The organism is Pedobacter sp. T50_32, assembly GCF_057652195.1.
On record NZ_JBYFBY010000005.1, the window covers coordinates 23,967 to 46,706 of the forward strand.

The following is a 22,740-nucleotide window of genomic DNA, read 5'->3' on the forward strand; positions in this document are numbered from 1 at the left end:
AGACTTCTTCTAAATTAAAATGTGAAATTATTTGGAAAGATGAAGCACTTTTTACTATCGCTATTATTTGCGTTTACGTTTAATTCTATTGTTAATGCACAAAATGGCAGTATTTCTGGGAAAATTGTGATGGACAACAGAGAGCCCGTTGTAGGCGCTGTAGTGAATATTAAATCATTAAACAAACACACTTTAACCGACGAAAAAGGAAATTACGTTTTAAAAAGCATCCCATACGGTAGCTATACTTTAGAAATCGGCTCTATGGAGATCGTATCTAAAAGACAAGAAATTACTGTAAATAAACCAGAGCAGACCTTCAATATCACTACAAAGGCGAAAGATAATAGTGTGTTAAATGAAGTTGCCATTACTGGGAAAACCGAAAAACGCCAGATCGAAACCCAAGGCTTTGCCGTAAATGTGATTGATACTAAGGAAGCTTCCTTAAGGAATTTACAAACGAACGAATTATTAGATAGAAGCGTAGGGGTAAGGATTAGACAAAACGGGGGGTTGGGATCTAATGTGGAGTATAACTTGAATGGTATGTCGGGTAGAGCCGTAGGGATTTTTATTGATGGAATAGAAATTTCTACCTATGGGTCATCTTTCAACTTAAATAATATCCCTCCGGCAATGATTGAACGGATAGAGGTTTACAAAGGAGTATTGCCAGCGCATTTAACCGGAGATTTGCTTGGAGGCGCAATTAACGTGGTATTGAAGAAAGGATTTTCACATAATAACATTACGGTAGCTGCATCTTACGGATCTTTTAACACCTTCCAAAGTGATGCTTCGGCGATGTACCGCCATGATAAAACAGGTTTAACAGTAAGGGCGTCAGGTTTCTATACCCATACCGATAATAGCTACAAAATTTGGGGCAAATTTGCTCGTAACACCAGGCCAGACGGAACAATGGAATATGTAACTGCCAAAAGATTTTGGGATGGATATCGTTCGGTTGGGGGTAGATTTGAAGCAGGTTTTACTAATGTAAAATGGGCCGATCAGTTTTTTATAGGTTTTAACGGTGGAGACACCTATCGTGAATTACAGCACGGACAAACCATGTCGCAGCCTTATATGGGAAGGTTTACTGAAGCTCGTTCAAATGTGTTCAGCTTAAATTATAACAAAAGCAATCTTTTTACCGAAGGTTTGGATTTGACGGTAAATGCCAATTATAGTAAAAGAGAAACCTATGTGCAGGATACGGTAAGCTGGGTATACAATTGGAGTGGAGAAAAGATGATCGGTTTTCATGGCACACCTGTAAAAACTAGATTGGGAGGACAGCAGGGTGAACCTACAATGAATACCATCGACAGAACAATTAGTACAGTAAGATCTAATCTTGGTTATACCATCATCAACGGACATCGATTGTCTCTTAATCATGTTTATTACACTGTAGATAGATTTGACGAGGATATTCTTAAGGTGGTTGTAGATAGAATGTATAGGGCAGAGAATGATTTGCAAAAAAATGTGCTATCACTTAATTACGAGGCTGGCTTCTTTGAAGGTCGTTTAAAGACAAATTTGTTTGGAAAGCGATACATGCAAGATATGACTATGCTAAATCCTACACGAAAATTGATAAATGGTCAGAATACATTTTTTCGTGAAGAAATTAAAAGTAGCAAAAGCATCACTGGTTACGGCTTAGCTGTTTCTTACTCCATTACACCAAAATATGTATTAATTGCATCAGCAGAAAAAGCGGTACGTATGCCGTCCGAAACAGAAATTTTTGGTAGCCCAGATGAAAATGTAACTGCCAATGTAGGTATTAGACCAGAGTTAAGCAATAACCTCAATATTGGATTTAGGTTAGGGACGTTTGATTTTGGCAAACATAAGCTATCAATTTCCTCAAATGCCTTTTGGCGTAACGTAACCGATAAAATCATGCGCCAAACCAATATTCGACGTATAGAAGACGACCTCGAGTTTGCGCCATTCGTCAACTTAGGGCTTGCACAATCTTTAGGCTTTGAGGGTGAAGTGTCTTATAGGTATAATAACAATTTCAATTTCATGCTCAACTTTTCAAAATTCAACTCTTTATTTAAACAAGAGGTTGATCCTAATTCTGGTTTGCGCTTGGAATATTATAACCAACAAATCCCTAATGAGCCATTTTTTACAATTAATGGAAATGCACAATATAGGTTAAATAACGTGATTCAAAAGTTATCTATTTTGAGCTTATATTACAACTTTGGTTATGTAGCTCCTTTTAGCACTGGCTGGATCAAAACTGATTACGGAACTACTCCAACACAATTGGCACACGATTTTGGAGCCAGCTACCGTTTCCCAAACCGCAAATTAGTAGCAAGTTTAGACCTTAAAAATGCTTTCAATGCAGAAGTGTACGACAACTTTGCGGTACAGAAACCAGGCCGTGCCATTTACTTCAAATTAAATTACATTATAGATAAATTTTAATTCAACAAATATGAAAAAGAACCTTTTTAAAATGGTTTTGATGGGTACTGTAGCAACAGCAGTATCTCTAAGCAGTTGTAAAAAAAGTAGTGCTGGACCTGATGAATCAGGTCAGGCAGATCGCTGGATTACGCTATCGGGAGCATTAATGAGAACTAATCCTGGCGATGGTGATGGCGGAACTAAAGTGTACAGCGTTAATTTGGAAGATGCCCACAACTCAAATTTTACAATAGATGTTTTTGGAAAAAGTGCTAACGGAAATGATATTGGTTTTGGCGTGAAATCTTCGCGTACAGCAAGACTACAGGCTTCAGCTGATGGTAAATATCTATATAATATACAATATACTGGCGCTGATGGAGGAGTATTTAATAAATATGAAGTAGGTGGAGGTAACGTTTACAAAGAAGTAGGCTCTGCTATCAATACGTCTGTGTATGTTGGTACTTCACCTCGTTGGGTAAAAGCAGCAGAAGGCGTTGGTGTAGCTGTGGATGTAAAAGTGGATGTAACTAGAAAAGGTACTGCACCAAACGAAACGATTAATACTATTAAAAGCTCAGGTATCATCCTTACGTTAGACCTAAATAACCCTCGTATCAGCAATGTTAACAAAGAGTATTTTGAGTTGCCAGCATTAAGTGCTGATGAAATTGCCAAAGGATATCATGTTTTCCGTTTTGATGCTCCTGTATTAAACAAAGCAGGCGATAAATTATATATTGGCACTTGGATGCGTCAGTACAATATGAATGCCTTTGTAACTTATAATGCTTCTGGTACACCAGTTTACGCTACAGGTACTCTTCCAAGGCTAGCGACCCGCACACTAGTGGTCGATTATCCGTCTTTAGAGAATCCTAGATTTATTACTTCTACACAAGCTACGGGCGACAACAGTGGTTACCGTAGCCCAATGTCTTACGTTGGTACCGACGGAGCAGTTTACCAAGCCACTCACAGAGAAATTGCTGGTACCGGAGGTTCTAAAATCCTTAAAATAGGAACAAACAATCAATATGATAATAGCTACGTGTTAAGTCTTGACACGGAGTTAGGCGTAACTAATAGTTATATCGAAACTTGGAGATATGCTGGAGATGGTATTGGATTCGTAATTTATAGTGTAAACGGAGACGGAGGTTACATTGCACGTGTTGATTTAAATAATAAAAAAATCACCAAATACTCTATTCCTGGAGAGGCAACTTTAGATTTTGGTCAACACCAAGGAATAGCTGTTCATGGAGATTATGTTTATATTCCAGTTACAGGAATAGGTACTGATGGAAATCTATACATCTTTAATAGAAAAACAGGCGCTATGACTGTAGGAGCTAAACTGAAAAATGCAGCAGGTAATCGCTACATAGGCGCTTACTAAATTCCAACCCTTAAAGGGCTAAATTAACACTCTCTAAAAGTAAAACGTCCCGATGTTAATTCGGGACGTTTTTTTATTTTAAAAAAGCACCACTAGTGGTTTGGGGCTTTTACTCTTTATTCTTCGTGTCCATCACAATCGTAACCGGACCATCATTCAGTAAGCTTATTTTCATATCCGCACCAAAAACTCCGCAAGCCACTTCTTTTCCAATTAGCTGGCTTAACTTCTTTTTCATTTCCTCATAAAGAGGGATGGCTTTATCTGGTCTTGCTGCCCGCGTAAAACCTGGTCTGTTGCCTTTTTTCGTAGCCGCAAACAAAGTAAACTGACTAATCAATAAGATATTTCCATCGATATCAGCTAAGGCTTTATTCATCAACCCATTTTCATCTCCAAAAACACGCATATTGGCGATTTTTTGCGACAACCATTCTAGGTCTTCCTGCGTATCTGCATCCTCAATTCCTAACAAAACCAAAAAGCCATTTGTAATTGCCCCCGTAATTGCTCCATCTACTTTACAACTTGCTTCGGTTACTCTTTGTATAACTGCTCTCATACCCCTATGTCCCCTAAAGGGGAATGTTTTTTCTAAAATTCAAATAATATATTCTGTTAATTCTTGTTGAGGATGTTTCTACGGCCAATTTAAGTACTTTTATAGTCACAATGAAATTCAAACTAGTAAAGCCCCCTTTAGGGGGATGGGGGTTATTGTTTCTTATTCTATTAATAAGCTGCCAACAAAAACGAGCAGTAGAAACTAGTTTTTACTTTTGGAAAACGGTCTATCAAACCAACACAGTTGAACAAAGCTATTTGCAGCACTTCAAGAGCAAAAAAATATTTGTTAGAATTTTAGATGTAGATAGAAATCTCAATGGAGAAATTGCTCCTGTAGCTCCCATCAAGTTTAAAGATCAAATTCCTGCCAACTTAGAATTGGTTCCAGTAGTTTTTGTGGTTAATGATGTTCTTAAAGAGATCAGCGAAAATCAGCTTAAAAAACTGGCGGCAAACATTGTAAAATTTGTGGATGGAAAGGTTAAACAGTCGGGAAAATCCAGCTATACTGAACTACAAATAGATTGCGATTGGACGGCTACCACCAGAGCCAATTATTTTTTGCTGTTAGAAGAAATCAGAAAGTTATTAGACGGTAAAATAATTTCATCGACGCTGCGTCTACATCAACTAAAAAATCAAGAAAAAAGTGGTATTCCGCCCGTTGACAAGGTATTGCTGATGTGCTACAACATGGGAAACCTTCGTAAGTATGGTACACAAAACTCCATCTTAGACCTAAAAGAATTGGAGAAGTACGCAGGGAAAAACTTAGGTTATTATCCAATGCAGATAGATATTGCTTTGCCACTGTTTTCTTGGGCGGTTGTATTTAGAAATGGAAACTACACTGGCATCTCTAAGCGCTTAAAAAGTATAGATTTGGCTAACAGCTCGATGTTTTTGAAACAAGCTAATGGTTTGTATTTAATCAAAACAGATTTGCCTGATTTTGGACTCTATAAAAATGATGAAATTAGATTTGAAGAAAGTAAATTTGAAGACATAAAAGAAAGTGCCGTTTACTTATCCGAATACTTATCCAATAAGCCGTTTACTCTTTTATTTTATCATTTAGATGAAACCACATTGAAAAATTTTAACACTCATGAACTGGAAGAAATTACTCATATTTTGCGTTAGTTTTTTAACGGTATTTTTTGGTGAAATTGTAGTCAATATCGCCTGTGGCGGAGAAATAGATCCCTACGATTATTACATCTCATACTTTCATAACGATGTGCAGGGAAAAGATTACGATCAATTCAATTTTAGTGAGTGGGAATACCTTTACCACGATGAAGAAAAGGTAGATGAGTATGATTTGAACAGTGCAGAGTGGGCTAAATATTTAAGCGTGAAAAAGGAAGACGTACGTAGGGTAATGTACGAAAGTGATAGTGCCACGAACGTGCTTTTGGCAGGTTTAACCAAGAAGAACTTAAAACATTTGCCACAAGATTTGCAGCAAAATACATTCCTTCAAGCGCTGGGTAAAAATAAACATGCCTTAAAATATTTTGACTTTGCCAAAACTTGTGAGCCATTTGCAACGGTAGCGTTTGATCTTTGGAATCCGGTTGAACGAGATAGCTCGCAAATGATCCATAAGGCACAAGAAGCCATACAGCTACTGAGCGAGGTGAAAAAGGACAATTTCCTAAAACTTCGCTATGCTTACCAAGCAGCTAGAATGTATCATTATGCAGAAAGTTACGAAGCCTGCAAAACTGTTTACAAAAAGTACATCGAGCCAATTTCTTCTACAGATTTAGCCAAAGGTTGGGCAATGTCAGTGTATGCTGGTTCGGTTCGTTACGCAGGAAATCCAACGGAAGCTGCATATCTATTCTCGAAGGTTTTTAGTAGCAATCCAGAACGAAAAGTACAGGCTTATAAGAATTTCCATTATACTTCTACCGCAGTAGAAGATGTGTTGCCATTTGCTAAAAGCGATGAAGAGAAAGCAAACATCATTGCAATTAAAAGTTTCGGTAACCCAGATTACGACCTCGATGCACTGCACAAAGTTTATAGCTATATGCCAAACAGCTTAATGAATGGAACATTGTTGATAAGGCAAATCAATAAGCTAGAGAAAGATTTCAATAAGCCTGGAGGATTTTCAAGAAACTATTTCGAAACAAATGCAAAAGGCGATACTGTAAACAATGCTAGCTTAATGCAATTGGAACTCACCAAAAACTTTGCTTTAAAACTGGCGGATGACAAAAAATATCCAGAATCCGAGTTGGGAACTATCAGCGCTGCTTATATCAATTGGTTAAAAAGAGATGATGTTGCGGCAGCGGCTCTGTTGCAAAAGTTAGATCCTTCAAAGTTAAAAGATCGATACAAAAGTCAATTTCAGATCATCAATTTACTGCTAAACGCAAGAAAAATTAAGCAAGGAAAAATTAACCCAGACGAATTGGTGCCAACCTTGAAATGGCTTGATGAGAAGCGTAAGAAAAATGTTCCAACTGTGGAAGATGATTATTTTGCTCAGAGTAGAGAGAATAGATATTTGGCAACCACCAGAAATTTCTATCAGGAGTTGTTGGTACCAACTTATATCAAATTAGGAGATACAGCTACAGCCGCGTTGCTGATGATGAAAGGCGATTACAATACTGAAACTGCAAATCAAGGTAGCTTGGCCAACGCTATGAGTTGGACTACACTAGAATTTTGGAGAAATTATTTGAGTTCATCTACCTTGGCAAAATTAGAAAGAAGATTTGAAGGAAAAGCAACGAGCAGTTTCGACGCTTATTTGAACGATGCCTTATCTAAAATAGACAGAACAGGGTTTTATGAACTTTTCGGCACTGCTTACCTACGTGAGCATCAGTATGAGAAAGCTTTAAAGTGTTTCGAAAAGTTACCTGCTAATTACGAGTTTTTAACCCCAAGCGACTGGTATGAAGACGAGAAACTTTATGCAAATCCATTTGAAACTACCATAAACGATTATCCGAAAAAATATACCAACGCTACTAAAAAGTACGATAAGCAATCGTTCGCCAAAGAGATGTTGCGACTACAAAAGCTCAGTATTACAGATAAGAAAAATGCGGCTCAGCACTACTTTAAAATGGCTAATGGTGTTTATCAAACTGGTTACTATGGCAACGCTTGGTCGTTAATCAGTTATAATTGGAGTTCTTATTCTGTTTACGAGCCAGCTAGATATGTGTTTGATCAAGACTTTAAGTTGGCGGCAAAAGCGAAACAGTGGTATTTAAAGGCACGCAGTTTAAGTAACGACCCAGAGTTTAAAGCAAAATGTACATTTATGCTGGCTAAATGCGAACAAAAAAGCGAGTCGAACAAATTATTTAATCAGCATAATTGGTACGACCTTGGCTATAAAGAAGCCGATAATATGTTAGCTGATGTAAATAGACAAAATCGCTACTTTGCAGAGTTGAAACAGCGTTATAGTGGTACAGCCTACTTCAAAAAAGCAGCTTACGAATGCAGTTATCTTGGTGATTTTATAGCGTCGAAGTAAATTGATTTCTTTCGACGCTATAAATAATCGTTAATTATTAGTGTCCGATAGAATATCTTGCATCTGCTTTAACTCTGTCACCTTTTCTGCAGCTCCCAAATTTTCGTAGGCCGAAATCAAATTTCTAATGATACGACGAACAATTTCCGCATTGCTACAAGGCGCATAAAAGCCAGGCTGCGGTTCTAAATTCAGCTGGCGCAAGAACTGGTCAACATCGTGCTTGCCAAAAATAGCTCCCTTGTTAAAAGCATTGATATAAAATAACACCGCCTGCTCTCTGTCAGGGTTACTTTCGTCAATATATCCTAGAATAAAATGCTGTGGTAAATTCACGCCGTAAACAGGAATATCCAATTTCTGTGCAATGGTTGAGTAAATAATTGCCAACGAAATTTGGTTGCCTTTTTTGCTCTCAAGTACTTGGTTTAAATATGAGTTTTGCGGGTCGTGGTGATTTTTTGTATTGCCGCTAAAGCCAAACTGATTGTAGAACACATGATTAATCAGCTTAATCTTCTCAATCGAGCTCATCTCGTACTGCAAACCAACCCAAATTTCACGTTTAATATCTTCAATCTGGTTAATAATCAACTGTTCGTCTAAATCTGGAAACTGATAACGATTAATAATTAAAGCGCCCTGCAGCAGATCAAAGGCACCACTCTGATACCACAAATTCAAATCTTGCTTCACATTCGTAAACTGAATAGTGTGCACAATATTCTCAATGCGCTCCTGCATCATCGTATCCAACGATTTTTCCCAAGCAGTTTCTAAATGTGAAATCGCATCGTTGCCATATTCCAACAATTTTTCTTGCACATTCAAAAACACCTCCTCATCTGGGTCGTCCAGCAACTTTACTAAAGCATCTATTTCAGTCACATTACCACGCTCTTTCATCTGTAATACCTTTCTATCAATTATTGTGTTCTTTTTTAGAAAATCAAAGTCAGTTTTTCATCGTTTCCACCTGTCCCGCTTTCAACTTTGTCTTTTTTGTTGCCATGTAATGCTGAACTTGTCGAAGCATCTGCAGCAAAAAAGTACGCCGTTTCAATCGGGTTTATTTCACATCCACTTCTACACCAAAACAAATGCCCGCTGCTAAAGGTTTAACACCCGGCTCATCCCAACTTCAGCCTTCAAACTTTAGTCTTTGGTCTTTAGTCTTCACACCCTCCACCTTCACACCCCTCTTCCACCTTTCATCTTTTTTCCCTTAATTTGTCCCATGGTCTTACAATTCTTCGCCGATTACCTTAAACATCAGTTTACCGCTAAAACCCGTCATGGTACACATTCGCCATTTGTCTACAAGCTAGCAGATGAGGTAATTTACGATTTTTCCATAAAAAGTGAATACAAAGAAATCGAAGCACAGCGAAAAAAACTTTTGAATGACCAACATCTCATTACCGTAACCGACTTAGGCGCAGGCTCTCATCTCAACAAAAGCAGAACGAAGAAAGTTTCGCAAATTGCAAAGAATGCATTAAAATCTCCTCGTTTAGCACAACTAATTTATCGTTTGGCGGCCAACCATAAGCCAGCTAACATAATAGAATTGGGCACTTGTTTAGGTATTACCTCTGCATATTTATCAAAAGCACAGCCCGAAGCCAATGTTTTAACCATCGAAGGTTGTCCGCAAACTGCCGAAGTTGCTTATCAAAATTTTCAAGAGCTTAACTTAAAGAATGTGGAATTGCAGGTTGGTAACTTCAACGATTTGCTGCCAAAAGCGATCGAAGAACGAGCACAGTTAGATTTCGTTTACATCGATGGTAATCACACCAAAGAAGCAACGCTCAACTATTTCAACTGGTGTCTGCCAAAAATCACAGAAAACTCGCTACTTATTTTCGACGACATCTACTGGAGCGAAGGTATGAAGCAGGCTTGGGAGGAAATTAAAAATCATCCCGATGTAACCGTAACTGTAGATCTATTTTGGATTGGTTTGGTGTACTTCAAAAAAGGACAAGCCAAAGAGCATTTCAAATTGAAGTACTAATTGTTCCAAATCTTCGACTAACGTCATTTTTTCCCTTTAGGGGTAATAAAATAAAGCACTTGCTCTTTTTGGCTACCTGTCATGTCGAGTTTCGAGGCATCTATTTTATACGCTCGTAAATCGTTCGGCACGCTATATATGACAAACTTCCGAAACTAAATAAGTAGGGTTTAAATTGATATTGTTTATTAATGGTTTCAACCATTTCAATTTAATCAGTTAAAGTGTATTCAAAATTATCTTATTGATTTTCAATTATTTGTTATTAATAACTGATTTTTTAGTTGTATAACTGAAAAATCAGTTATAACTTTAGGTTATGGAAGAATTAACCAAAGCCGAAGAACGTATCATGCAAATTCTATGGAAATTAGAGCATGCATTTGTAAAAGATATCATCGAACAAATAGACGATGAACCTAAGCCACCTTACAATACAATTTCGTCTATTGTGAGATTATTGGAGAAGAAAGGCTATGTAAACTACAAAGCTTACGGTAAAACCTACGAATATTTTCCTGCGATCAGCAAAGAAGAATATGCAAAAACTAGTTTTTCCAAACTGTTTTCTGCTTACTTCGATAACTCACCAAAAAGTTTACTCTCTTTTATGGTAAAGCAAGAGAAATTAAGTGAAGCCGACATCGAAGAACTAAAATCGCTCATCAACAAAAACTCATAACATGGAATTGTTCTACTACCTATTAAAAGTAAGTGCATGTTTGGTACTGTTTTTCGCCTTCTATCTGTTGGTGCTTAAAAAGCTTACTTTCTTTAAATTCAACAGGTTTTATTTACTCGCTACGTTGCTCTTGAGTTTCGTAATTCCATCGCTGCAAATCACTGTAGAAAGGGTAGTGGAGCAAGCGCCAATAGTTTTAGAAGAGCCAGTCAAATTTTCAGCAACTGAAATCCATTCTATGGAAACGGCACCGCATTTTGTTGCTGCAGAAAGTACAGTAGCAGAAGTAACGTCGATAGATTGGCTATCCTTAATTCCCTATGCCTACATCATTGTCGCATCGCTGATTTTATTGTTTAGCCTCAAGAAATTAGCACTGCTCCTTAAACATACCAAGCAAAAAGCAATAGCTGTAAATGGACTTAAATTGGTAAGCAAAGCTGATGGATTTACCAATTGCTCTTTTTTCAACTACGTATTTATCAACGAACAAAGCTTAACCAAAACCGAGCTAAACATTTTACTACAGCACGAAAGTGTTCACGCCAAACAATATCATTCTGTCGATAAAATAGTGATGATGTTAGCAAAGGCAGCTTTATGGTTCAACCCAATAGTTTATTTGTGGGATAAAGCTTTGGAGCAAGTGCACGAATACGAAGCCGACGAAGCCACCTCAAATAATTTTGGTTCGAAGGAATATGCTTCCCTGTTACTTAAACTTGCGGTAGAGCAAAGTAGAGCTCCGCTTGTACACAATTTCGTGAAAAGCCCAGTGAAAGAGCGTATCAAAATGTTGTTCAACTCAAAATCAACAAATATGAAAAAATTAATGTATTTACTGGTTGCGCCTATAGTTTTAGGCTTAATCTGGGGATTTACGGTGAAGGTGATAGAGGTTTTTCCAAACGAAACGGAGCAAAGCGATTTCGTACTAGTTCTAGATGCTGGTCACGGCGGAAAGCAAAAAGGTGCCGAAGTAAATGGTATTACAGAAAAAGAATTGACTTTAGCTATTGCGCAGAAAGTTAATGCTATTGCTAAGTCTAAAGGTATTAAAGTGGTAATGACTAGAAATGCGGATGAAGATGTGAGTTTTAAAGAGCGTTTGGCAAAAGAAGGAGCTGTTTTGGTTTCTCTACATGTAAATTCAGAACCAACCTCAAAAGCGAAACAATCAAACGGTATAGAAATTTTTACAGCCATTGGAGATGAGGGCAATGAAAAAAATCGTTTAACAGGCAAGTTGGCAAGTCAAATGCTGAAGGCATTTCAAAACTTAAACGGAATTGATGCCGATAGTAATCCTAAAAATAAAAACCTGCTGCTACTTAGAGAGAGCAAAATACCTTCTGTAATCTTGGAACTAGGTTACTTAACTAATAAGAGCGATTTCCAATTCATTACTAACAAAGAGAAACAACAAGAATTGGCAAAATCTATTATTGACGCGGTGATTGCGTATAAGAACTTACCAGATTTAAAGACGATAAATAACACTACTAAAGACGATAAACTAATTGATGGTGGTATTACGAGTGAGTTAAACCGACTAACAGAAAAAACTGGCAAAGAATTATTTGGCAAAACTATCAAGGGAAAGGTAAAAACCATTTTGTTTACGGAAGTCGGGGAAGTATTAAACTTTGCTTATGATAAAGGTGTAGTTAGAGTTTTTAATCCAATAAAAGGAAAAGTCAAAATTGGAGATGAACTTAGCATGAAAGTTAGCGGGACAGTTCATAACATCGTAGTTTCTGACGCAAAAGGAAATGTTATTAAGAACCTCGAAGCGTCTTGCATAACAGCATCTGAAATTAGGTCATTTAGTGGCGAACTTTTGTATGAGCTTAAAAACGAACAAAAACCATTTATATCGAAAACTTCAATCTTAAAAGGAAATGATTACAGAGAGGAAAGAATTACATTAAACACTTACAGTGGTAAAATACTTTCTGCCAAAATGGTTTTCGCTGGACAAAATCATAAGCCTGCAAAAATCTATATTTACGTAAATGGCAAGCTGTTCAATGAACAAGAAAGTTTAAAATTCGATAAAGATTTCATTTCTAAATTATCAACAAATAGAGGTTTTTCTTTTGTTAACGATTTTGATTTTCCTGAGATTAATGATAAAAATGAGGCAGTAGTGTTTTGGTTTGGCCAAGAGCCAAAATTGTCTTTTGCTAAGACCAAAGACATAGAATATGCGCAAAGTTACAATGGAAAAACTGTGACGGGAGAGGTGACTGCAATTACATTTTCGCCAACAACTAAAGCTATGGATGGCTTTTTAGTTAAAACTCCTAATCATCAGGTATTAAAAGCAAATGTTGAAGCAAAGTTTGCTCAGCAAGTTAAAGCCATGATTAACAAAGGCGATAAAATCAGTATTAAAATTTATAATGCAAGTTACTGGCCTAATGTAGAGATTCCGATGTTAACAAGCTATAAGTTAATGAAGGATGGAAAGTTGTTATTTGATAGATGGCCAAAGCAACCTGCGCAAGCATTAGGAGCCAATGTAAATGATGATATACTGCAAAGCCGAGACTTTAATCAGCAAAGTGTAGAAAAAGTTAAAGAAAGATTAGTTTCTGGTCCAGGTAAAGAGGGCAATTTAGAACTTAGTAAAAATGTGTCTATTGCTAAAATGCGTTATCAAGCTTCAGATTCAGTAAAAATAAATAGAGTTTTAGAAAGTATGTTATTGTCAGGTAAAGCCGAACTCGATATAGAGAAGTACAAAGCGAAAGGTAAAGTTATTCACTTAGATAACTTAAAGAAAATGGTAACCGTTTACCTCGGCTCTGTGAAAGACGAAAATAATTTAAAAATAGAAGCTGAGGTAATCGAGATAGATTTAGCAAATAGCAGCTATAAAACTAAAAATTACCTGAAATAAAATAGCTGCTTAACTTGATTTCAAACATTATATATTGGCGGGTGTCCTCACCCACCATAACTTTGCAAGCTCTTCAAGGCTTTACAACTCACCAGGTTTATAACTTTTTTCCATATTGCTCATTACATCTTCTCTGTAAAACAATACATCCTTAAACTCGCCTTTGCTGTACATTTCTGCTTGGTCGTTAAAGTGTTTCGACTTAGGATTGCCACTGTTTCCACCTGCCAAAATAGATTTAGCTTTAATCTTTGTGCCAAATTCTACTGCACATACAAAACTATTGCCACTATACCCGTAGCGTTTGTTGGTGCCAAATTGATTGCTGCGGTAGGATGGCAGTTGTCCCCACAAAGCAGAGCCAAATGCTACAGGAAAACTAGGGGCAGAATCATCATATTTCTCGTTCATTGCACCAGTTAATCTTTGGAAGCGATTGACTTCGCCCCAAGGCATTTGCCATTTGCCGAAGCGTTTGGTTAAATCATCGATAGTTGTTTTTAAAGGCTGCAATAGCGTTTCTGCTTTTGCGGTTTTAGCAAATTCAATGGTTTTGGTTACTTGATCTTTCTCACCTTGGTTAATGTAAACGTTCTGGATATCGCGATTAACCCTTTGTGCCCACTCCATAGCCAAAGTTGCTGCAATAGATGTGGTCGAAGAATAATAATCCCACTTTTTTAGCTCTGCAATAGTTTCTTTTAAACTCGCTTTTAAAGGATTTTCAGCAGGCAATTGTTCGTAAGCTTTAATCAATGCTGGTAACAAAACCTCGAAGGCAGGCAAATAAGTGTCGTAACCCATGGCAATAACAGCATCTAAATCGTACTTGTTAGGTTTGTTCAATAACCTTAATGCTGCTACACCTCTAAAGTTTTCGCCATCTGGCGCCATGTAAGGAGGATAATCTGCTTTTTTAGGACTGTTTACCCCAGCCGCAGTAAATGGTGTAGAATTACAGTTCTGTAGCCAGCCATTTGTTGGGTTGTAAACATGTACACTTTCACTCACGGGGTGCAAACCTTTCCAAGCAGTTGCTGATGTAGTCGCATCTACAGGCTCGCTCCAATTGTAGGCCGTATCACGTTTTGGGATGAAATTGCCATGCCAATAGGCGATATTTCCTTTGGCATCTGCATAAACTGTATTGTTAGATGCATTTGCTGTCAAATCCATTGCTTTTTGATAATCCTCGAAGCTTTTAGATTTGGTGCGCACCCAACTTTGAACCAAACTTTGCGGGTTTTGATTTTGATGTTTCAAACTAATCCACTTGCCATCTCTGTTAGCCATAATTGGTCCGTTGTGGGTAAAGTAAGTTTCAAATTTCTTTGTCTTTAAAACACCATTCTCCAAATATTTAATCTCTATATTTTTCTTCCCTATGGGATATAATTTTTTATCGAAAGTATAATAATAGGTATCCTTAAGCTTCGTGATTTTCTCTGCATACATATCTGCAACATCAACGTTATTAGAGGTGTGCATCCAACCGCAAAACTCATTAAAGCCTTGATAAACAAAAAACTGCCCCCAAGTTACGGCACCATAAGTATTCAATCCTTCTTGGCTTTGCATGTGTATTTCTGGCCTAAAATAAAATGTTGTATGCGGATTGATATACAGCATTGCATTACCAGTTTTACTCATTTTCGGTGCAAATGCAAATCCATTAGAACCGCTAAACTGATCTTTTATTTGTGGAATGTAGCCAGTAGGCGAATGGTCATTGGTATAGAATTTTTTCAGCTCTGCTATGGTCAAATTGCCCGTACTAATGGCGCCAATACTTCCGTCAGTCCAAAGGAAAGGATACCAGGGCTTGAATTTGGTAAGCAGAGCAGGTTTAACACTTGGGTTTTTATACAAATAGAAATTGATGCCATCCGCATAAGCGTCTAGCAATTTCTTCATCCAAGGTTCTGCTTTTTTATAATCGTTAATGGCCTGTGTGCTGTCTATCAGCAAACGAATTTGCAAATCATTGTACAGCGTTTTTTCTCCCTCAATTTCTGATAATCGGCCAAGTTTTTCGATGTAATTGAGTTCAATTCGCTTAAAATCATCTTCACATTGGGCGTACAACATTCCAAAAACAGCATCAGCATCGGTTTTACCGTAAATATGTGCAATGCCCCATTTATCTCTAATAATTTCTATCTGCTGTGCTTGTTTTACCCAATCGCCTATTTCTTTAGAACTAGGTTCTTGTGCAAATACGAAAAAAGGTAGAAGTAAAAGAGAAAATAGTAAATTTTTCATCAGCCAAATATTGTATTCAATTAAAACAAGAAACTAAAATGTACTTAGGTTTCTTAGGTGGTGATAATAGTGTTAAAACGCCTCAGCAAAGCTGATATAAAACCCGCTTTGACGCTTTTCGTTTGGTCTTTTTTCGCCAACTCCATAATCTAAGCGTAAACTTAAACCTTTTGCTGGGTCAAAGAAATAACGCCCGCCAATACCATAATTAGGCTTAAAATTCTTTAACAATTGATTTTCTTCATTTGCGAAAACTTTTCCCGCACCGCCAAAAACAATCATTCCTAGCCTTTCCATAAAACGATATCTGATTTCTGCCTGCGCTGCTAAAAAGTTTTCATCGCGATAGCGGCCACCATAATAGCCACGCATCATTTCGTCGTTGCCCATTTGAGGTAACATATAAAATGAAGTGCTATTGCTTTGTACAGTGTGGTACATTCCCTGCACACCTAAAACAACTTTTGGCGCTAAAGACCAAAAATTACGTATGTTAACCCTAATTTGGCTGCCAGAGAAATTTTCTCCACCAAATATAGGAGGGGCGTATTGGTAGCTCACACGCCCAAAAAAGCCTTTTGTAGGATAGTTGTTAGAGTTGCGGGTGTCGTAACTTTGTGATACACCAACGAAAAGTACCGAACCTCCGTCTCTGTCACGCAAGCCATTTCCAACGCTAAAAATGCCACCAGCTTCTTTATCGGTAAACTTGTAATTTTCGAAGCCTAGCGAAATGCCAGTATAAACATTTTTGACGAAGGCTTTCTCTGCATCAAACTGTACTTTAGCCATTCTTTGTACCAACTTATCTTCATCAACGTGCGAAGTATTGTTGCCAATACCGTAGAAGTTAAAAGGCATATTTCTAAACCGAATTTCGCCAATAAAATGCCATTCGTTTCGCTTAGTCCAAGCATCGCCGCGTAGTGTTACGTTGTAGGTCTTGGTAGTAGAATAAGAAGCAGCGCCGAAAAAGTTAGAGCTTCGGTTAAGTGTGTCTGACTTATCCACATAAAACGAATAAATGCTTCCTATACCAAACTCAAACCCTGTTTCTTGGGCATAGCCGAATACTGGGATGGGCATAAAACTAGCCTTGCGGGTAGTGTCTTTTTCGTTCGAGAAAATACGTTTTACAAATCCTAGTTGTGCCGAAGCAAGGTTGGCACAGCAAAAGATTAAAACCGTAAGTGCTAATTTTTTCATCGGTTACAAAGTAAATGAATTTCTGTGGATTAGGCTAATCATTGCTTATATTGGGATTTCCTTAACACTTAATGATGAAAAAAGTTCTTCTGTCCATTGTTCTGAGCTTTGTTTTAATAGCTAATGCACAAAATTCGGTATCTCTTCCAAATAACGAAGCCAGCGTTTTACAACCATACATTAATCAATATCAGGCTGATGAAAATATGCTTAATAGAAAGTATGCACTAAAGCAAACTGAAGAATATTATTTGAGGATGCACCGTTTTTACGCCGAATGGGAGAAAAAAGTGATGAATTTGCCTTTTGCTAAGCTATCACAAAATGAAAAGGTAGATTATATTTTATTGAAGAGAGATATAAAGGCAGATGCGAGAAATTTGCAAATAGCTTCAGAAGAATTTAGCAAGAACAATTATTTGTTGCCATTCGCAAATATCATTATCGATTTTGAACAAAAAAGAAGGATTGGAAAACAGCAAGACGGAGTGGAAGTTGCTTCGGCGTTTGAAAGGTTGAAATCACAAATTGAAGCTACGAAAAAGGCAATTGACAAAAAGGAACTTTCCCTTAGTTCGGTACAAGCAAAATGGGCGCAACAAACAGTTAATCAGTATCTGGCTGTATTTACGGAGGCGTATAAATTTTATGATGGCTATGACCCTGTTTTTACTAAGGCAACAAAGAACATATATCCAGAAGTAATAGCTTCATTGAAAAACTATGCTGCAGATTTGGAGAAGATTGCAAAGCAAAGTGCTTCAGTAGATGATGGAACTGGGATCGTTGGTAATCCAATAGGAAGGGCGGCTTTAATTGATGGGTTAAAGGATGAAATGATAGCCTACACACCCGAACAGCTTGCTGCCATTGCCCAAAGAGAATTTGCTTGGTGCGATGCAGAAATGGCAAAAGCTACACGTGAAATGGGGTTCGGTAACGATTGGAGAGCTGCGCTAGAAAAAGTTAAAACAGCTTATCCACCGTTAGGTAAACAGCCCGAATTAGTTTACGAGTTGGCGAATGAAGCCATCAACTTTGTTGAACAAAATAAATTGATAACCGTGCCTGCAATGGCAAAGGAAGGTTGGCGCATGCGCATGTTGACACCAGAAGAGCAACGTTTTGCACCTTTCTTTTTAGGCGGGGAGTCTGTGTTGATTGCTTATCCAACAGAAGATATGAGCGAGGAAGCGAAGATGATGACTTTGAGAGGGAACAACAGACATTTCTCAAGAGCCGTGGTTTTTCATGAACTGATACCGGGACATAACTTACAATATTATATGCAAAGCAGATACAAACCTTATCGTAGGGCTTTTAGTACCCCATTTTGGACCGAAGGTTGGTCGCTGTATTGGGAAATGCTGCTTTGGGATAACAACTTCGCAAAAACTCCAGAAGATAAAATTGGAATGCTTTTTTGGCGTATGCACCGTTGTGCTCGTATCATTTTTTCTACCAAATACCATTTAGGCGAATGGACACCAAAGCAGTGCATCGATTTCTTGGTAGAACGTGTAGGTTTTGAGCGAGCCAATGCCGAAGCAGAAGTGCGCAGGTCATTTACTGGAAATTATGGTCCGCTGTATCAAATTGGGTATATGTTGGGTGGCTTGCAGTTTAGAGCATTGCATAAAGAAGTAGTGCAAAGTGGTAAAATGAGTAACATTACTTTCCACGACCGTATTTTGAAGGAAAACTGCATGCCTGTAGAAATGGTGAGAGCTCTGTTAACGAACCAAGCTTTAACAGAAGATTTTACCACAAAGTGGAAGTTTGTTGGGGAGGTGAAATGATATGAAAGTAATTGATAAAGTTCACAGTTTTTCGAATGAAGAAAATAGCCTTTTGCAAGACTTAATAGGCAAAACTTTGATTTCTATACACAGTCATCATCATTATAAAGAGTTAGATGCTCACGGTCTGACTAATTGTATTGAAGCTATTTTCTTGTCTTTTAAGGGTGATGATAGTTTTGTAAAAATACTGGCAGAATTTGATGAAACTAGTTTTGGGGATGACTTTATTACTTTTAAAATAAGTAAAGTCAATGAAATTGAATGTTTTGAGAAGGTGATAGGAAAGTTTCCTGTCCTAAGATATGAGCTTCCTAATCAGTTCTTGATTACAAAGATTGAAGTTTTAGGAGACAGTTATTACATTGAATCGGATAATGATAGCGAGACGCCTATTTGGAATGTTGAAAGAGATAATTTAGGAATAAAGATACGTGAGAATATAGAAAACGAAAATGTATTACTGTTTTATTCACAAGATGATATGTTGCTCGTCAGAGGTTATACCCCAATGCCAATTGTTGATTTTACTTTAGACTCTGATTTTATTATATCATCGCTCTCAGAAAAGAATATGGATGGTGAACTGATAACGAAGTTAAAGCGGGAATTACCTTGATATTCGACATTCTTTAGTGACGGGATAACTTTTGTAACTGCCAACTAAACCGGATGGTAGTGGAAAGCCCGCAAGCGAGAGAAACGAGTGCGGACTTGTAACGTACAGCCGGACTTTCGGAAGATAGCACCACAACAATTGCTTTTCAAAAAAAATCTTTCCCGCAGATTTTCGCTGATACTTACGCAAATTACGCAAATCGGTATCTGCTAAATCTGCGGTTCTTATCTGCGTCCATCAGCGGGAAACTTAGCCTCTAGAACAATCCGGAATAAAAATTAATATTCTGCTTGCATAATAAAAATCAATTCTATAAATTTGTTATGCAAGCATAGTAATTTAATGAAGCAGAAAGAAACCGTAGATTATTTTCTTAAGATAGTTTGGCAAAATGTGTCGAACACTTACAACCAAGTTGCGGCCGGATTTGGCATTACGCAAGCTATTGGCTACATGTTAATCAACATTGAGGCCGAGGGTACTGCTGTTTCTGCTTTGGCGGGACTGCTCGGTGTTAAAGCTACAAGTTTATCAAGAATGCTAAACAATATGGAAGAATCGGGGTTGATTTATAGGGAAACCTCTGAGGGAGATAAGCGTTCGGTAAAGGTTTATTTAACACCTTTTGGTATCGAAAAACGAAAGCTTGCTCGTGATGTGGTCGTTTCTTTTAATGAATATTTGAACGAAAGATTGAGTGTGAGGGAAAGGGAACAACTGATTTCCACTTTAGAAAAAATTAACCAGTTAACATTGGCTTATCCGCCAGCAAAAAAATAATAATGAACAGGAACATAACTAAAGTTGCGGTTTTAGGGTCGGGTATTATGGGTTCTCGTATTGCCTGCCACTTTGCCAATATTGGAGTAGAAGTCTTATTGTTAGATATTGCAGCTAAGGCTAACGAGGGCGAGCAACAAAGTCCTCAGCAGAAAAATAAAATCGTAAACGAAGCTTTGCAGGCTGCGGTGAAAAGTAATCCTTCACCTATCTATTCGCAAAAAGTTGTACAGAAAATTAGTACGGGTAATTTCGATGATGATATGTCGAAAATTGCTGCTTACGATTGGGTGATAGAAGTGGTGGTAGAAAACTTGGACATCAAGAAAAAGGTGTTTGAGCAAGTGGAGCAATACCGTAAACCTGGTACTTTAATTACTTCTAACACTTCGGGTATTCCAATTCATTTAATGGCCGAGGGTAGAAGCGAAGATTTTAAGGCTAACTTCTGCGGAACTCACTTTTTCAATCCGCCACGTTATTTGAGATTGTTGGAGATTATCCCAACGCCGCACACCAAGCCAGAAGTGGTAGATTTTTTAATGCACTACGGCGATAAATTCTTAGGCAAAACTACAGTGCTTTGTAAAGATACACCAGCATTTATTGCCAACAGAGTTGGAGTTTATTCCATCATGGCGCTATTACATTCGGTAGAAAAACTGGATTTAACGGTTGAGGAAGTGGATAAATTCACTGGTCCAGCTTTGGGTAGACCGAAATCGGCTACGTTCCGTACATCGGATGTGGTGGGTTTAGATACCATGATGAAGGTGGCCAAAGGTTTGTACGATAATGTGCCAAACGATAAAGCTCACGATTTATTCAAGCTGCCTACCTACGTAGAAAAAATGGCGGAGAATAATTGGTTGGGAGATAAAACCAAACAAGGTTTCTATAAAAAGATTAAAAATGCGGATGGTAAGAGTGAAATTTTAGCGCTCGACCTGAAGACGCTAGAATATAAACCTCAGCAAAAAATCAAATCGGCTACTTTAGAGATGACTAAAAGCATTGAAAAAGTTGCGGATAGAATGAAAGTTTTTGCTGCTGGAAAAGATAAAGCAGGCGAACTGTTCCGTACTTCTTTCTTTGGGTTGTTCGAATATGTATCTGACCGTATTCCTGAAATTGCAGATGAACTTTATAAAATTGACGATGCGATGCGAGCAGGTTTTGCTTGGGAGCTTGGTCCGTTTGAGGTTTGGGATGCTGTTGGCGTAGCCGATGCCATTGAAGGAATGAAAAAATATGGCAATGAACCAGCGGCTTGGGTAACCGAGATGTTGGCGGCAGGTCATACTTCGTTCTATAAAGTGGAAGATGGCGTGAAGAAATTCTATGATATTCCTTCTAAAAGTTATAAAGCTATTCCGGGCACAGCCGATTTTATCATCCTTGAGAATTTAAAAGCTGACAATAAAGTACTCTATAAAAATGCTGGTGCGTCAATTATTGATTTAGGCGATGGTATTTTGAATGTGGAATTCCACTCGAAAATGAACACTATTGGTGGCGATACTTTAACAGCTATCAACAAAGCGATTGACATGGCGGAGAAGGATTACAGAGGTGTGGTGATTGGAAATGATGGCGCTAATTTCTCTGCTGGTGCGAACGTGGGAATGATTTTCATGATGGCGGTAGAGCAGGAATGGGATGAGTTGAACATGGCAGTTAAAATGTTCCAAAATACATCGATGCGTATTCGCTATTCTTCAATTCCGGTGGTAGTTGCGCCACATAATTTAACTTTAGGTGGGGGTTGCGAGTTCAGCTTACATGCCGACCACGTACAATTGAGTGCGGAAACTTATATGGGCTTGGTAGAGTTTGGGGTGGGTGTAATTCCAGGTGGTGGAGGAACGAAGGAGTTTGCTTTAAGAGCATCTGACGAGTTTGCTGACGACCAGATTGTACAAAATGCGTTGAAAAACCGCTTCCTAACTATTGGTATGGCAAAAGTTTCTACATCTGCCGTTGAGGCATTCGAATTGGGTTACTTGCAAAAAGATAAATACTCAATTAGTATGAACAAGAGCCGTTTAATTGCAGATGCCAAAGCTAAAGCAATCGAACTGGCGGATGCAGGTTACACGAAACCAGTTCAACGTAAAAATATCAAGGTTTTAGGTAAGCAAGGTTTAGGTATTGTTTACGCCGGAGCAAATACCATGTACTCGGGTAACTATATCTCGGAACACGATAAGAAGATATCCGAAAAACTAGGCTGGGTAATGTGCGGTGGCGATTTATCGGCTCCGACAGAAGTGACAGAACAATATTTGTTGGATTTAGAAAGGGAAGCATTTTTATCGCTTTGCGGAGAAAGGAAGACGTTGGAAAGGATACAATCGATAGTTACTAAAGGTAAGCCACTACGTAATTAATTTGGAGCTTGCTAACCACCTCGTCATTGCGAGGTACGAAGCAATCTCTTTATAACAGAAGTGTTTCTATCGCATTAAGATTGCTTCGTGCCTCGCAATGACGGCAAGAATAAAATAATGCGGATAATAAAATGAAATAGTAT

At 37.9% G+C, this 22,740-nt stretch carries 15 protein-coding genes; 11 read left to right on the plus strand and 4 right to left on the minus strand.

Annotated features, from left to right (window positions below):
• Positions 1 to 39 precede the first annotated feature (39 nt).
• Positions 40 to 2,463, plus strand: a complete 2,424-nt coding sequence (locus AC23ME_RS15360) for a TonB-dependent receptor (RefSeq protein ID WP_487728658.1) — start codon at positions 40 to 42, stop codon at positions 2,461 to 2,463.
• Between the two features lie 10 nt (positions 2,464 to 2,473).
• Positions 2,474 to 3,850 (plus strand): hypothetical protein, encoded by a 1,377-nt coding sequence (locus AC23ME_RS15365; protein ID WP_487728659.1) that lies wholly within the window; start codon positions 2,474 to 2,476, stop codon positions 3,848 to 3,850.
• A 109-nt stretch (positions 3,851 to 3,959) separates the two neighbouring features.
• Here AC23ME_RS15365 and dtd read toward each other — a convergent pair whose 3' ends face one another.
• The gene (gene dtd / locus AC23ME_RS15370; RefSeq protein WP_487728660.1) at positions 3,960 to 4,412 is read right to left on the minus strand and encodes a D-aminoacyl-tRNA deacylase; all 453 of its coding nucleotides are present in this window, start codon (positions 4,410 to 4,412) and stop codon (positions 3,960 to 3,962) included.
• A 110-nt stretch (positions 4,413 to 4,522) separates the two neighbouring features.
• On the opposite strand from dtd, the gene AC23ME_RS15375 reads away from it, so the two are divergent.
• Both AC23ME_RS15375 and AC23ME_RS15380 read left to right on the plus strand, forming a co-directional pair.
• A complete protein-coding gene (locus AC23ME_RS15375; protein WP_487728661.1) occupies positions 4,523 to 5,560 on the plus strand; it encodes a hypothetical protein in 1,038 nt (345 codons plus the stop codon).
• The gene (locus tag AC23ME_RS15380; RefSeq protein ID WP_487728662.1) at positions 5,526 to 7,934 is read left to right on the plus strand and encodes a hypothetical protein; all 2,409 of its coding nucleotides are present in this window, start codon (positions 5,526 to 5,528) and stop codon (positions 7,932 to 7,934) included. Before AC23ME_RS15375 ends, AC23ME_RS15380 begins: the two co-directional genes overlap by 35 nt.
• Positions 7,935 to 7,964: 30 nt before the next feature.
• Here AC23ME_RS15380 and AC23ME_RS15385 read toward each other — a convergent pair whose 3' ends face one another.
• Positions 7,965 to 8,840: a transglutaminase-like domain-containing protein gene (locus AC23ME_RS15385; protein ID WP_487728663.1), complete on the minus strand. Its 876-nt coding sequence runs from the start codon at positions 8,838 to 8,840 to the stop codon at positions 7,965 to 7,967.
• 331 nt (positions 8,841 to 9,171) lie between these two features.
• Here AC23ME_RS15385 and AC23ME_RS15390 point away from each other — a divergent pair, with 331 nt between their 5' ends.
• The 3 genes from AC23ME_RS15390 to AC23ME_RS15400 all read left to right on the plus strand — a co-directional run bounded on the left by AC23ME_RS15390 (position 9,172) and on the right by AC23ME_RS15400 (position 13,541).
• Positions 9,172 to 9,954, plus strand: a complete 783-nt coding sequence (locus tag AC23ME_RS15390) for an O-methyltransferase (protein ID WP_487728664.1) — start codon at positions 9,172 to 9,174, stop codon at positions 9,952 to 9,954.
• Between the two features lie 319 nt (positions 9,955 to 10,273).
• A complete protein-coding gene (locus AC23ME_RS15395; RefSeq protein WP_487728665.1) occupies positions 10,274 to 10,636 on the plus strand; it encodes a BlaI/MecI/CopY family transcriptional regulator in 363 nt (120 codons plus the stop codon).
• Between the two features lies 1 nt (position 10,637).
• Entirely contained in the window at positions 10,638 to 13,541 is a 2,904-nt protein-coding gene (locus tag AC23ME_RS15400; RefSeq protein ID WP_487728666.1) for an N-acetylmuramoyl-L-alanine amidase, read from the plus strand.
• A gap of 81 nt (positions 13,542 to 13,622) precedes the next feature.
• Here the strand turns inward: AC23ME_RS15400 and AC23ME_RS15405 are convergent, their stop codons facing one another.
• Positions 13,623 to 15,803: a penicillin acylase family protein gene (locus AC23ME_RS15405; RefSeq protein WP_487728667.1), complete on the minus strand. Its 2,181-nt coding sequence runs from the start codon at positions 15,801 to 15,803 to the stop codon at positions 13,623 to 13,625.
• Between the two features lie 72 nt (positions 15,804 to 15,875).
• The gene (locus tag AC23ME_RS15410; protein WP_487728668.1) at positions 15,876 to 17,009 is read right to left on the minus strand and encodes a BamA/TamA family outer membrane protein; all 1,134 of its coding nucleotides are present in this window, start codon (positions 17,007 to 17,009) and stop codon (positions 15,876 to 15,878) included.
• Between the two features lie 74 nt (positions 17,010 to 17,083).
• Here AC23ME_RS15410 and AC23ME_RS15415 point away from each other — a divergent pair, with 74 nt between their 5' ends.
• From AC23ME_RS15415 to AC23ME_RS15430, 4 genes are all read left to right on the plus strand, one after another.
• A complete protein-coding gene (locus tag AC23ME_RS15415; RefSeq protein ID WP_487728669.1) occupies positions 17,084 to 18,808 on the plus strand; it encodes a DUF885 family protein in 1,725 nt (574 codons plus the stop codon).
• Position 18,809: 1 nt separating this feature from the next.
• Complete coding sequence (locus AC23ME_RS15420) at positions 18,810 to 19,427, plus strand: hypothetical protein (protein ID WP_487728670.1); 618 nt, start codon at positions 18,810 to 18,812, stop codon at positions 19,425 to 19,427.
• A 342-nt stretch (positions 19,428 to 19,769) separates the two neighbouring features.
• A complete protein-coding gene (locus AC23ME_RS15425) occupies positions 19,770 to 20,207 on the plus strand; it encodes a MarR family winged helix-turn-helix transcriptional regulator (protein ID WP_487728671.1) in 438 nt (145 codons plus the stop codon).
• Between the two features lie 2 nt (positions 20,208 to 20,209).
• Complete coding sequence (locus tag AC23ME_RS15430) at positions 20,210 to 22,597, plus strand: 3-hydroxyacyl-CoA dehydrogenase NAD-binding domain-containing protein (RefSeq protein ID WP_487728672.1); 2,388 nt, start codon at positions 20,210 to 20,212, stop codon at positions 22,595 to 22,597.
• The last annotated feature ends 143 nt before the right edge of the window (positions 22,598 to 22,740 follow it).

Coding starts and splice junctions, on each gene's coding strand:
- AC23ME_RS15400 (WP_487728666.1), top strand. CDS start 10,638: ATGGAATTGTTCTACTACCTATTAAAAGTAAGTGCATGTTTGGTACTG.
- dtd (WP_487728660.1), bottom strand. CDS start 4,412: ATGAGAGCAGTTATACAAAGAGTAACCGAAGCAAGTTGTAAAGTAGAT.
- AC23ME_RS15375 (WP_487728661.1), top strand. CDS start 4,523: ATGAAATTCAAACTAGTAAAGCCCCCTTTAGGGGGATGGGGGTTATTG.
- AC23ME_RS15380 (WP_487728662.1), top strand. CDS start 5,526: ATGAACTGGAAGAAATTACTCATATTTTGCGTTAGTTTTTTAACGGTA.
- AC23ME_RS15430 (WP_487728672.1), top strand. CDS start 20,210: ATGAACAGGAACATAACTAAAGTTGCGGTTTTAGGGTCGGGTATTATG.
- AC23ME_RS15410 (WP_487728668.1), bottom strand. CDS start 17,009: ATGAAAAAATTAGCACTTACGGTTTTAATCTTTTGCTGTGCCAACCTT.
- AC23ME_RS15390 (WP_487728664.1), top strand. CDS start 9,172: ATGGTCTTACAATTCTTCGCCGATTACCTTAAACATCAGTTTACCGCT.
- AC23ME_RS15415 (WP_487728669.1), top strand. CDS start 17,084: ATGAAAAAAGTTCTTCTGTCCATTGTTCTGAGCTTTGTTTTAATAGCT.
- AC23ME_RS15405 (WP_487728667.1), bottom strand. CDS start 15,803: ATGAAAAATTTACTATTTTCTCTTTTACTTCTACCTTTTTTCGTATTT.
- AC23ME_RS15420 (WP_487728670.1), top strand. CDS start 18,810: ATGAAAGTAATTGATAAAGTTCACAGTTTTTCGAATGAAGAAAATAGC.
- AC23ME_RS15385 (WP_487728663.1), bottom strand. CDS start 8,840: ATGAAAGAGCGTGGTAATGTGACTGAAATAGATGCTTTAGTAAAGTTG.
- AC23ME_RS15360 (WP_487728658.1), top strand. CDS start 40: ATGAAGCACTTTTTACTATCGCTATTATTTGCGTTTACGTTTAATTCT.
- AC23ME_RS15425 (WP_487728671.1), top strand. CDS start 19,770: ATGAAGCAGAAAGAAACCGTAGATTATTTTCTTAAGATAGTTTGGCAA.
- AC23ME_RS15395 (WP_487728665.1), top strand. CDS start 10,274: ATGGAAGAATTAACCAAAGCCGAAGAACGTATCATGCAAATTCTATGG.
- AC23ME_RS15365 (WP_487728659.1), top strand. CDS start 2,474: ATGAAAAAGAACCTTTTTAAAATGGTTTTGATGGGTACTGTAGCAACA.